Source organism: Marinibaculum pumilum, from assembly GCF_042646425.1.
GTDB classification, from domain to species: Bacteria; Pseudomonadota; Alphaproteobacteria; order Ferrovibrionales; family Ferrovibrionaceae; genus Marinibaculum; species Marinibaculum pumilum.
In genome coordinates this window covers 85,738-97,699 of sequence record NZ_JBHRTR010000031.1, presented here as the reverse complement: position 1 = coordinate 97,699, position 11,962 = coordinate 85,738, and the positions used below count along the sequence as shown (strand labels likewise).

General features: G+C 70.4%; 10 protein-coding genes. 7 read left to right on the top strand and 3 right to left on the bottom strand.

Annotated elements, in window-relative coordinates:
• Nucleotides 1-49 precede the first annotated feature (49 nt).
• Nucleotides 50-523, top strand: a complete 474-nt coding sequence (locus tag ACFOGJ_RS17890) for a PaaI family thioesterase (protein ID WP_379903031.1) — start codon at nucleotides 50-52, stop codon at nucleotides 521-523.
• Nucleotides 524-529: 6 nt separating this feature from the next.
• Here ACFOGJ_RS17890 and smpB read toward each other — a convergent pair whose 3' ends face one another.
• Both smpB and dapA read right to left on the bottom strand, forming a co-directional pair.
• Nucleotides 530-988 carry an SsrA-binding protein SmpB gene (smpB, locus tag ACFOGJ_RS17885; protein WP_379903029.1) on the bottom strand — a complete coding sequence of 153 codons (459 nt, stop codon included), beginning with the start codon at nucleotides 986-988 and terminating at the stop codon, nucleotides 530-532.
• Between the two features lie 67 nt (nucleotides 989-1,055).
• Nucleotides 1,056-1,964: a 4-hydroxy-tetrahydrodipicolinate synthase gene (dapA, locus tag ACFOGJ_RS17880; protein ID WP_379903027.1), complete on the bottom strand. Its 909-nt coding sequence runs from the start codon at nucleotides 1,962-1,964 to the stop codon at nucleotides 1,056-1,058.
• 339 nt (nucleotides 1,965-2,303) lie between these two features.
• Here dapA and ACFOGJ_RS17875 point away from each other — a divergent pair, with 339 nt between their 5' ends.
• The 6 genes from ACFOGJ_RS17875 (at nucleotide 2,304) to ACFOGJ_RS17850 (ending at nucleotide 8,983) form a co-directional block, all read left to right on the top strand.
• Nucleotides 2,304-4,460 (top strand): lytic transglycosylase domain-containing protein, encoded by a 2,157-nt coding sequence (locus ACFOGJ_RS17875; RefSeq protein WP_379903025.1) that lies wholly within the window; start codon nucleotides 2,304-2,306, stop codon nucleotides 4,458-4,460.
• A 55-nt stretch (nucleotides 4,461-4,515) separates the two neighbouring features.
• A complete protein-coding gene (locus tag ACFOGJ_RS17870) occupies nucleotides 4,516-5,247 on the top strand; it encodes a haloacid dehalogenase type II (RefSeq protein ID WP_379903023.1) in 732 nt (243 codons plus the stop codon).
• Nucleotides 5,248-5,254: 7 nt separating this feature from the next.
• Nucleotides 5,255-6,160, top strand: a complete 906-nt coding sequence (locus ACFOGJ_RS17865) for an alpha/beta fold hydrolase (protein WP_379903021.1) — start codon at nucleotides 5,255-5,257, stop codon at nucleotides 6,158-6,160.
• Nucleotides 6,157-7,176, top strand: a complete 1,020-nt coding sequence (locus tag ACFOGJ_RS17860; RefSeq protein ID WP_379903019.1) for a threonine ammonia-lyase — start codon at nucleotides 6,157-6,159, stop codon at nucleotides 7,174-7,176. The genes ACFOGJ_RS17865 and ACFOGJ_RS17860 overlap by 4 nt, the downstream gene beginning before the upstream one ends.
• Before the next feature lie 113 nt (nucleotides 7,177-7,289).
• The gene (locus tag ACFOGJ_RS17855; RefSeq protein WP_379903017.1) at nucleotides 7,290-8,183 is read left to right on the top strand and encodes a nuclear transport factor 2 family protein; all 894 of its coding nucleotides are present in this window, start codon (nucleotides 7,290-7,292) and stop codon (nucleotides 8,181-8,183) included.
• A gap of 59 nt (nucleotides 8,184-8,242) precedes the next feature.
• Nucleotides 8,243-8,983, top strand: coding sequence for an aldolase (locus ACFOGJ_RS17850; RefSeq protein WP_379903015.1), 741 nt, complete (start codon nucleotides 8,243-8,245; stop codon nucleotides 8,981-8,983).
• A 461-nt stretch (nucleotides 8,984-9,444) separates the two neighbouring features.
• Here the strand turns inward: ACFOGJ_RS17850 and ACFOGJ_RS17845 are convergent, their stop codons facing one another.
• Nucleotides 9,445-11,913: a penicillin acylase family protein gene (locus tag ACFOGJ_RS17845; RefSeq protein WP_379903013.1), complete on the bottom strand. Its 2,469-nt coding sequence runs from the start codon at nucleotides 11,911-11,913 to the stop codon at nucleotides 9,445-9,447.
• Between the last annotated feature and the right edge of the window lie 49 nt (nucleotides 11,914-11,962).

The window sequence follows — 11,962 nt, the reverse complement described above, 5'->3', positions numbered from 1 at the left end:
ATAATGATCGTTATCTTTAATCCACCCTCACCCCCTTCCGGGAACTGCCATGCAAGCCATCGACCTGATCGACGATCACCGCCCCGAGATCCGCCTGGCCATCGAACGGATGCCCGCGACCCGCCTGCTGGCCCTGAAGGTGCTGGGTCTGGGCGAAGGGGTGTCGCTGCTTGAGATGGCGATCCGCCCGGAAATCACCTTCGACGGCCGCAACGTCCAGGGCGGCATCGTCGGCACCCTGGCCGACTATGCCGCGGTCAGTGCTGCCAATACCGTCATGCCGGCCGGCTGGGCCGCCTCCACCACCGGCATCGAGGTGCACAACCTGGAACCCGCCTGCGGCGTGCGGCTGCTGGCGGTCGGTCGGTCGATCCGCAGCGGCAGGGGGCTGTCCCTGGGGGAGGCCCGGGTCTATGCCCAGGCGGAAGACGGGCCGGTCGGGGACCCGACGACGCACCGACTGGTGGCGGTGGCAATGGCGACCTGCCGCGGCTTCGCCCTGGAGCAGCGAAGCCGATCGTGAACCCGGCTAGCTGTGCTCCCGCAGCAGGCGGGCCTTCTGCCGCTGCCAGTCGCGCTCCCGCTCGGTCGCGCGCTTGTCGTGCAGCTTCTTGCCGCGCGCCAGGCCCAGCTGCAGCTTCGCGATGCCGCGATTGTTGAAGAACAGCCGCAGCGGCACGACGGTCATGCCGCCCTGCTGGATCGCGCCGGTCAGCCTGTTGATCTCCTTGCGGTGCAAGAGCAGCTTCCGGCGGCGCCGGGGCTCATGGTTGAAGCGGTTGCCCTGCCGGTATTCCGGGAAATGGGCATTGATCAGCCAGAACTCGTCGCCCTCGGCGGAGGCATAGGATTCCGCGATATTGGCGCGGCCCTCGCGCAGCGCCTTCACCTCGGTCCCGGTCAGCACCAGGCCCGCCTCGAAGGTCTCGTCGATGAAATAGTCGTGGCGGGCCTTGCGGTTCTCCGCCACGAGCCGGGGTTCCGCCATGCGGGTGCCTTACAAACTCGATTTGAAAACAGTGACTTGCAACGCGGTCCTGAAGTCAGGCGGCAAGCTACTGCGCCGCCTCCGCCGACAGCAGGCCGGCGGCTTCCAGCGCCGCGTCGAGCCGCGCCGCGGTCTCCGCACTGACCGGCACCATCGGCAGGCGCAGGTCGGGGGCGCACAGGCCCAGCCGGGCGGCGGCGTACTTCGCGGGCGCCGGATTGGGCTCCACGAACAAAGCCGTGTGCAGCGGCATCAGGCGGTCCTGCAGGGCAAGCGCCGTCTTATAGTCGCCGGCCAGGGTCGCCTCCTGGAAGGCGGAGCAGAGCGCCGGGGCGACATTGGCCGTGACCGAGATGCAGCCGACCCCGCCATGCGCGTTGAAGCCCAGCGCCGTGCCGTCCTCGCCCGACAGCTGAACGAAGTCGGGCCCGCAGGCCAGGCGCTGCTTGGAGGTGCGCGCCAGATCCGCCGTGGCATCCTTCACGCCGCGGATATTCGGCAGCTGCGCCAGCCGGGCCATGGTCTCCACCGACATGTCGATCACGCTGCGGCCGGGGATGTTGTAGATGAAGATCGGCAGGTCGATCGCGTCGTTGATGGCCTTGAAATGGGCATAGAGGCCGGCCTGGTTCGGCTTGTTGTAGTAGGGTGTCACCACCAGCACGGCGTCCGCGCCGGCACCCTGCGCATGCTTCGCCAGGTCCACCGCCTCGACCGTGCTGTTCGATCCGGCGCCGGCGATCACCGGCACCCGGCCGGCCGCGGCCTCGATGCAGAGTTCGACCACATGGCGATGCTCGGCATGGGACAGGGTCGCCGATTCGCCGGTCGTGCCGCAGGGGACCAGTCCGTGACTGCCCTGCGCGATCTGCCATTCCACGAAGGACTGGAAGGCCTTCGAATCGACCTTGCCGTCGCGAAACGGCGTGATCAAGGCGGTGATGGATCCCCGAAAGGTCAATGATTCTGTGGCCATAGCCGGTATCCGGTTCTGTTCCTGCAGGCTTGTGCGCCTGCTTGTCGCATCCTGGGAGACTAGTCCCGCTCCGCCGTCGCAGCAAGTTGACCGCCATCAAGCGGTGCCCGCACGGCGACGGAGCGCGGCGCCGTTGCGGATCATGTATGATGGCGATGACACGCAGCGACGCCGGCTTTCATATGGCAGCCAAAGGCCATGGATGAAAGCGTCTGGCGCGCCGCGGCACGGCGATCCCAAACCGGCGGCCCGGATCCGCCCTTCCGGAAAGCCGCGGGATTGCCCATGGCCCCCGACCGGCAGATGCCCGTCCCCCTGAACCCTTCGGTGACCGAGAACATGACGTTCCCGTACCTGACCGCTCCCTCCCTGTCCGCAGCCGCCCGCCGTCTCTGCCTGCTGGCCCTGGCGCTCGCAGCCGGCCTGCCGGCGGCTCTCGGCGGCCCGGCGCAGGCCGCCGTTCCGCAGCCCGCCCCCGGCGTGCTGGCGGACGGCCAGATGCCTGGCGCGGCGGTCCCGGTGACCACCGCCCCGACGCCGCGGCCGCGGCCCGCCGATGCGCCGTTGCGCGCACGCACGGCGCAATACACGGCGGCCGGCAACCGGATCAGCGGCGACCGGCCGAACCCGCTGGAAGCGCGCGCCGCCTTCGCCGCCGTGGATGCGCGGCGCTGGGCGGAGGCCCTGGCGGCCGCCAAACGCTCCGGCAGCGCGGCGCTGGTCGACTATGTCACCTGGTACCGCTTCACCCGCGAGAATTCGGGCGCCACCTTCGGGCAGATCGCCGCCTTCGTCGACGCTCATCCCGAATGGCCCTGGCAGATCACCCTGCGCACCCGCGCCGAGCAGGCGATCGACGGCAGCACCGACCCGCGCCAGATGATCGCCTGGTTTGACCGGCACCCGCCGGTCAGCGGCATCGGCATGATCCACTACGGTGCCGCCCTGATCGACGCCGGCCGCACCAATGACGGCACCCTGTGGGTGCGGCGCGGCTGGCGCGAGGGCGAGTTCGACGCCAAGGACGAACAGCGCATCCTGCAGGTGCATGGCAGCCGCCTGCGCGAGGGCGATCATGTCGCCCGGCTGGACCGGCAGCTCTGGGACCGCGACAGCGCGGCGGCGACCCGCACGATGCGCTACGTGAACCCCGGCTACCAGGCCCTGGCGAAGGCGCGGATGGCGCTCTATCGCGACGCCGGCAATGTCAACGAACTGATCGCGCAGGTGCCACCGCTGCTGCGCAAGGATCCGGGCCTGACCTATGAGCGCCTGCGCTGGCGGCGCCGGCACGGCCACGAGGACGGCGTGCGGGAGATCCTGGAGAGCCCGCCGGACGAGCTGGGCCAGGAGAACCGCTGGTGGCGCCTGCGGGAGGCCGAGGTGCGGGACGCGCTGGACCGCGGCGACCCGAAGGCCGCCTACGACCTGGCGGCCCGGCATGGCCAGACCGACGGCGCCAGCTATGCCGAGGCGCAGTGGCTGGCCGGCTGGATCGCGCTGCGTTTCCTGAAGGACCCGGCCAAGGCGGTGAACCACTTCCTGCCGATGTTCCAGAAAGTGAACTACCCGATCTCCAAGGCGCGCGGCGCCTATTGGGTGGCCCGTGCCGCGGCGGCCCTGGGGGAGGATGTGCGGGCCCGGCAGTGGTATGCCGAGGCCGCGCTGCATCCCACCACCTATTACGGCCAGCTTGCCCGCATCGCCCTGGGCGAGGCCGGGCCGATGCAGCTCCCCGCCACGCAGCGGATCTCGCCGGAGCAGGAGCGCGCCTTTTTCAGCGACCGGCGGGTGCAGGTGGTGCTGGCCCTGTCCAATGTGGACCAGGACTGGCGCGCCCGCCCCTTCGTCCTCAGCCTGATGGAGGATGCGCAGACCGCGCTGCAGTACAACCTCGTCGTCCACCTGTCGGAGATGATCGGTCGCAGCGAGCTGTCGGTGCGGGCGGCAAAGGCCGCCAGCCAGAACGGCTATATCGAGGTCACCGGCGGCTATCCGGTGCTGCAGGACCTGGTTTCCGCCTCGCGGGGCGTGGAGCCGGCCCTGGTCCATGCGATCAGCCGGCAGGAAAGCGAGTTCCGCACCGACGCGGTTTCCCATGCCGGGGCACGCGGCATAATGCAGCTGATGCCGGCGACCGCGAAGGAGGTGGCACGCGCCATGCAGCTGGCTTACGACACCGGCCGGCTGACCCGGGACCGCGCCTACAACGCGCAGCTGGGCGCCTTCCACATGAAGGACCTGCTGCGCCGCTGGAACGACCATTACGTGCTGGCGATCGCCGCCTACAATGCGGGCTCCGGCCGGGTGCAGCAGTGGATTGCGGAATATGGCGATCCGCGCAGCCAGGAGATCGACGTGATCGACTGGGTGGAGAAGATCCCCTTCTCGGAAACGCGCAACTATGTCCAGCGGGTCCTGGAGGGGCTGCAGGTCTATCGCACCCTGATGGGCGAGGCGCGCCTGCAGTTGGCCGACGATCTGCGGGTCCGCTAGTCTGCCCGCGCCCGGCAGGCTTGCCGGCATCCGACAGCGCGAGGGAGGAGCGGCCATGGCCAGCGGTGCAGCGTCAGGGGAGACGGATGGCGGCGGGGCCGCCGGCCGGCTGACGGGGATCAAGGCATGCGTCTTCGACGCCTATGGCACCCTGTTCGACGTGGCGGCTGCGGCGGAGGCCCGCGCCGATATCCTGGGCGACGGCTGGAAGGCGCTGGCGGAGACCTGGCGGGTGAAGCAGCTGACCTATTCCTGGCTGCGCGGCCTGCAGGGGGCCTATGCGCCCTTCTCCCAGGTCACGGGCGAGGCGCTGGACTATGCCATGGACAGCCACGGGATTTCGGACCAGGCGCTGCGCGACGAACTGATGCACCTCTATTTCCGGCTCAGCGCGTATCCCGAAGTGCCCGACGTGCTGGACCGGCTGAAGCGGGCCGGGATGCGCACCGCGATCCTGTCCAACGGCTCCCCCGACATGCTGGACGCGGCGGTGGACAATGCCGGCATCCGCGACCGGCTGGACGCCGTCCTGTCGGTGGACGAGCTGAAGACCTTCAAGCCGGACCCGCGCGTCTACCAGCTCGCCTGCGACCGGCTGCAGGTGGCGCCGGGGGAGATCTCCTTCCAGTCATCCAACGCCTGGGATGCCCATGCGGCGAGCCATTTCGGCTTCCAGGTGGTCTGGATCAACCGCTTCGGCCAGGCCCGGGAGCGGCTGCCCGGCCGGCCGGACGTGACCCTGCAGACATTGTCGCCCCTGCCGCAGGTGGTCGGGGCCGAAGGATGAACGAAAGATGAGTGAGGATTTCCGCGAGCTGCGCTTCCGCGCTCAGGACGATGTCGAGATCTTCGTCCGCGACTATGGCGATCCGGACAGTGCCCATGTGCCGGCGCTCTGCCTCTCCGGCCTGACCCGCAACAGCAAGGATTTCCGGGACCTGGCGCCGCACCTGGCGGCAAACGGCCGGCGCGTGCTGGCGATGGACTATCGCGGCCGCGGGCAGAGCGGTTACGACCCGAACTGGCGCAACTACACCCCGCAGGCCTATGTCGCCGACGTGCTGCAGTTGCTGGCCGTGGCCGGCCTGCACAGGGTCGGCGTGGTCGGCACCTCGCTGGGCGGCCTGGTCGCGATGGGCCTGGGCGCCGCCCAGCCGGCCAGCCTGGCCGGGGTGGTGCTGAACGATATCGGGCCGGAGATCGCGGCCAGCGGCGCCGGCCGCATCGCCGACTATGTCGGCAAGCCGGTCGTGCTCTCCGATCTTGCCGCCGGTGCCGCGCTGCAAAAGGAGAGCTACACCGCCGCCTATCCGGACCTGGACGATGCCGGCTGGCTGTGGATGGCGGAAGGCACCTACCGCCAGCGGCCCGACGGGCAGGTCGAGCTGGACTACGATCTGAAGCTGGGCGATGCGGTGCGCGAGAGCGTGAAGGGCGGCTCGCCCAACCTCTGGCCGCTGTTCGACGCCCTGGCCCATGTGCCGGTTCTGGTGATCCGCGGCGCCCTGTCCGACGTGCTGTCGGCTGAGACCCTGACCCAGATGCAGACCCGCCGCCAGGAACAGGGCCTGCCGCTGGAAACGGTGGTCCTGGCCAACCGCGGCCATGTCCCGCTCCTGAACGAGGCGCCGGCGCTGGACGCCATCGACCGCTTCTTCGCCGGCCTCGACACCGGCCACCAATCCGGCAGCGCCGGATGACCGCCGGTCCGTCGGCGGCGACCGAGGAAGAGGACAGCGGGCGGCTGCCCAACATCGAGGATGTGCGGACCGCGGCGGAGCGGATCGCCGGGCTGGTGGTGCATACCCCGATCCTGGAGAACCCGCTTCTGAACCGCCGGCTGGGGTTCCGCCTGCTGGTGAAGGCGGAATGCCTGCAGCCGATCGGCGCCTTCAAGCAGCGCGGCGCGATGAACGTGGTCGCCGGGCTGGACCCGGAGGTGCGGGCGCGCGGCGTGCTGGCCTGGTCCTCCGGCAACCATGCCCAGGCGGTCGCGGCGGCCGCGGCGGCACATGGCTGCCCGGCGGTGATCGTGATGCCGTCGGACGCGCCCCGCATCAAGCGCCGCAATACAGAGGCCTGGGGCGCCGAGGTGGTCGAATATGACCGGGCCACCGGCAACCGCGAGGCGCTGGGCATGGCGATCGCCAAGGACCGCGGCATGACCGTGGTGCCGCCCTACGATCATCCCGGCACCATCGCCGGCCAGGGCACCGTGGGGCTGGAGATCGCCGCCGACCTGGCAGAAGACCCGCCCGATGCGGTCTACATCCCCTGCGGCGGCGGCGGGCTCACTGCCGGCTGCGCCCTGGCGCTGCACGACTGGCTGCCGGAGCTGGCGATCCATGCGGTGGAGCCGGCGGCCTTCGACGATACCGCCCTGTCGATGGAAGCCGGCGAGCCGGTCGGCCATCCCGACGCCGGCCCCTCCTTCTGCGACGCGCTGCTGTCGCCACAGCCCGGCAGATTGACCTTCACCCTGAACCGACGGCTCCTGGCCGGCGTCTCCCTGGTCACGGACGAGGCCGTGGCGCAGGCCATGGCCACCGCCTTCGAGTCCTGGAAGCTGGTGGCGGAGCCAGGCGGCGCGGTCGCGGTGGCGGCCGCCATCGCCGCGCATCGCGACAGCGGCGACACCGTCGTCGCGGTGATCTCCGGCGGCAATGTGGACCCCACCCTGTTCGCCGAGGTGCTGACCGCCAACGCCCCCTGGTGAGAGCGGGCCGCGCCGCCTGCCGATTACCCGGCCGGTAATTGGCCTGCAGCGGCGGCCGGGCGATATCGCGGTCACCGCAACACGGACAGGCATCGCCAGCAAGGGGACCCGCAATGGCCGAGCAGATCGACCGGACAGACGAGCGAGACGAGGCCGCAGCCCAGGCCGAGAGCTGGCTGCAGATGTTCTTCCACTTCTTCGCCGCGCCTTCGCCCGAGAGCTATGCGCCGCTGTTTCACCCGGAGGGCAGCCTGCAGGATTCCGGCATGGCCGAGCCCCTGCCCGCCGCGCAGACCGGCGCCGCCATCGCCATGGTGCTGGCGAAGGTGCCCGACCTGCTGATCCGCCCGTTGCGGCATGCCGTGCGGGGATCCCATGTTTTCGTCGAAGCGCGCAATACCGGCAGCCTGGGCGGCGCGGCGCTGGACTGGGGCGCGCTCTACCGGGTCCACCTGAAGGACGGGCTGGTGCATCGCGGCCGGCGTTTCTACGACCAGGTGGAGCTGTTCCGGCCAGTCCTGCCGGACGGCGCCGCCCTGCCCGCCTTTCCCGGCACCGCCGACATACCGGTGAGAGCGGCCGCAGCGCCAGCGGACGATGCGGCCATGGTCGACCGCCTCGCCCAAGCCTGGAACGGCGCACCCGCCGCCCTGGCCGCGCTTTACGCCCCCGAAGGCCGGCATCTGGGCCCCGGCCTGGCAGCGCCCCTGCCGCGCGGCGCCCTGCCCGCCTACCGGGACTGGCTGCGGGCGCTGCTGTCGCCGGGGCCCGTGCAGGCCGTCGACTGGGCGTCGGCCCCCGCAGGGGACGGCCGGGTCCTGTTCGTCGAATTCCACGGCACCGGCCGCTTCATGGGCGAAGCCGTGCCGCTGGACCGGATCGACCGCTACCTGCTGGATGCCGGGGGCCGGATCACGGACAGCCGCAGCTACATGGACACCCTGGGCCTGGTGGAGCGGGCGAAGCCGGAGGTCGCGGCGATCCGGGCGGCGGTGATCAAGGGATAGCGCCCGTCGGTGGCCCCTTCCGCCTTGCGTTCCGCCGCGGGAAGACCGAAGCTCGGAGTATGCGAAACCATCCCTATGCCGATCTCGACCTCGCGCGGGAGGATCTTGCCGCGGGCCTGCGCGCCGCCGCGCGCCTGGGCCTGCACGAAGGCGTCTGCAACCATTTCTCCATCGCCCTGCCGGACGACCGCATCCTGATCAACCCGCAGGGGCTGCACTGGGACGAGGTCACCGCCGGCGACATGGTGGTGGCCGACATGCAGGGCAAGCGGCTGGAAGGCCGCCACCCGGTGGAGATCACCGCCGCCTGCATCCATTCCGGCATCCACCGGGCGCGGGCCGACGCGACCTGCGTGCTGCACACCCACATGCCCTACGGCACCGCCCTGACCCTGCTGGAGGGCGGCCGGCTGGCCTGGTCGGACCAGAACAGCCTGCGCTTCTATGGCCGCACCGCCTATGACGACGATTATCAGGGCGTCGCCTTCGACGGCGCGGAGGGCGACCGCATGGCGGCTGCGCTGGGCGATGGCGACGTGCTGTTCCTCGCCAGCCACGGGGTGATCGTCTGCGGACCGACCATGGCGCATGCCTTCGACGACCTCTACTACCTGGAGCGCGCCTGCATGCACCAGGTCCTGGCGCGCTCCACCGGCGGCCGGCTGCGGCAGGTCGACGAGGCGGTCGCGGCCCGCACCGCCGCCGACATCGCCGCGGTGCGGGAACAGTCCGACCTGCACTTCGCCGCGCTCAAGCGGCTGCTGGACCGGGATTCGGCCGGCTGGCGGGCGCTGGAGTAGCGGCGACAGCCCGACGGCATTCACTCGCCCACCGGCGCACTTGGCAGGCCCTGCCGTCCTCCCCGGTTGCCGTCGTCCTCGGGCCTGACCCTACGCGATTCACACATCTCGTCAGCGGAGCCAGATCAGCCCTGCGGTCCTACCTTTTTGCCGTCATCCTCGGCCACTGAGCCGAGGATCATGGCAAGACGGCGAAGCTGCGCAGCGTCCCTGTCCCGTCATGCCCCTCGGGTCGAGCCCGAGGGCGACGGCAGCAGGGAGGCGCGTCGAAGAGAAGAGATATGTGAATCGCGTAGGGCCTGACCCGAGGACCGCGACGGGACCGTGCGGCCGCGCAGCTTCGCGGTATCGTCACGGTCCTTGGGTCGAGCCCAAGGACGACGACGGCAAGGCACGTCACCGAGAAAGACTGCGTGCCGTGGTGGGGCGCGTCAGGAAAGGCCCCTGAGACCAAGGCCCCCTCAGCGTGGCTCCAGGGTCATGTCGTGCTGGACCTCGCCCACTGGAATCTCCGCCGGGATCGGGAAGTAGCGGTCGTCGATCCAGCCGTCGACCTTGTCGGAGAAATCGGCGTCGAAGGGATTGCCCGACTGGCCCGGCACGACGCTGTACAGCGACCTGTCCAGGTCGGCCATGTCGTAGACGGCGCGATAGGCGGCGCCGTGGATCTTGGCGAAGGGGTCGCTGCCGGAGATGTTCATGCCGCCCCGGTCCAGCGTGTAGCTGCCGCCCTCGGCCGGCGCACTGGTGTGCAGGACCTCGTCCAGGAAGGGGACGAAGCCGAACAGCGGGTGCTGGAACTTCACCCGGTGCGCCCGGCTCCAGCGCCAGTCGGAAATGTCGTCGCCATATTCCGCCCGCAGGCTTTCCAGCGCGGCGTCGAAGGATTCCGCGCATTGCTCGGCGCAGGCCTCCTGCTGCTCCGTCGTCTTGTCGTCGCACCAGTGCATCTCGCGCGACAGCACGCGGGCCGCCTGCACCGGGTGCAGGTCCCACCAGCTGTCGAAGTCCGGGCCGAGTTCGTCGGCGAACAGGTGCCGGTTCAACTCCCGCAGCCAGGCGGTGAAGATCAGCGGCGCGGCGGAGTTCGCGCTCATCCGGTCGTCCCAGCCATGCAGCAGGTCCAGCGCCCTGGCGGCGTCCGGGTCGTCGGGCTTCGCCTCCGCCAGCTTCTGCAGCAGCAGCGGCCGCAGCTCGCGCGCCATCAGCGACAGGGTGTCGGTCTGCATCGCGGTGCTGTCCGCGACGTCGTGCAGTGGGTCCGCCTCCAGCATCTGCGCAACCCGGTCGGCACGGTAGCGCAGGTCGTAATCGTCGCCGAAATCGTAGGCGTCGCCCGGCGTCTCCATGCTGTTGTTCGCATTGACAATCCGCCCCCCAGCCGGGTTCATCGACTGCGGCAGGGCCTCGAACGGCACCTGGCCCGGCGGTGCTGCCGCCTCCGCGCCCGACTGCGGCAGCTTGCCCGTTCCGGCGTCGCGCGCCGGCAGCCAGCCGGCGCTGACATGGCCGATGCCGCCTTCGGTATCGGCGAACAGGAAGTTCTGCATCGGCGAGACCAGCAGTCGGAGCGCATCGCGAAACTCCGCCACGTTGGTCGCGAACTGCATCCGGTAGAGCGCCAGCGGGGAGCTGTCCGCCGGGAACAGGGTCGGATGGCGCAGGGCCACGGCATGGCTGTCGCCGGCCAGCGCCCGCGCCTTCGCCTGCACGTCGGAAATGACCGGCCCGTGGCGGCTCTGCCGCACCTTCAGGCTGCGGTCATCGCCGAAGCGGACCTTCACCACCTCGTCGCGGCTCTGGAAGCGTTCCGCCCCGTCCGGGGTCAGGTAGCGGCCCTCCTGCTCCGGATCCAGCCGTTCGAAATAGAGGTCGGCGGCATCGGTATAGGCGGTGGTCGCACCCCAGGCGACATGCGCATTGTGGCCCAGCAGATGGAACGGAAGCCCGGGCGCGGTGGCACCGGTCAGCGCCAGGGGGCGCCGGTTCAGGTCCGCGGCAGCGGGATCGCCGTCCGCCGCCAGCCGGGCCAGGTACCAGATCCCCGGCGCGGTGAAGGCCAGGTGCGGGTCGCTGGCCAGGATCGGCAGGCCGCTTTCGGTATGCTTGCCGTCGACCACCCAGGAGGCGGAGGCGCCCTGCAGCCGGAACCAGCCCGGCATCGCCTCCGGCAGTGCCGCCACCGCCCGCGCCAGGTCGGGCAGCCCCGGCATCGCACCGCCCGCATCGCTGCGCCGGTCGGCCCCGGGGGCGGCGGACTGCCGTTCCTGCGGGTCGTCATGGCGCTCCCGCAGCAGGAAGTCGACATCCTCCTGCGGCAGGCGCTTCATCAGCGCGGCGCGGGTCAGTTCGCGCTGCCAGTTGCCGGTCAGCATCAGGCCAAGCAGCTTGCCGATCGCCAGGCTGTCGGCGGCGGTCCAGGTTTCCGGCTCGTAGAACAGCAGGCCGAATTCCGGCGGCCAGGGCCCCTTGTGGTGCTGCAGGTAGGCATTCACGCCGGCGGCATAGGAGTCGAACGGCATGCGCAGCTGTTCGGGCATCTGTGCCGCATCGGCCTTGGCCAGGCGATAGATCCCGAGGGTGCGGATGAAGGCATCGGCATCGGCCGCAAGCGGGCCGACCACCTCCGCCATCCGGCCGGCGGCGATCCGCCGGTAGATGTCCATCTGCCACAGCCGTTCCTGCGCATGAACGAAGCCCAGCGCGAAATAGGCATCCGCCTGGCCGCCGGCCCGGATATAGGGCACGTCCTGCATGTCCCGCTGCACGGTGACCGGCCGGGCGATGCCGCCGACCTGGACCCCGCCGCCGCGAACCGGGACCGACTGGCTGAGCCACAGAATGTAGGCCACCGCCACGACGACAAGCAGGCCGGCCAGGGCGCCTATGCCCCCCAGGGTCCAGTACAGGATCTTGCGCATTCGCCGCATGGTGAGGTTCCGACTGCTGTGCAGGTCCCGGCGGGGGCGCCGCTCCGGT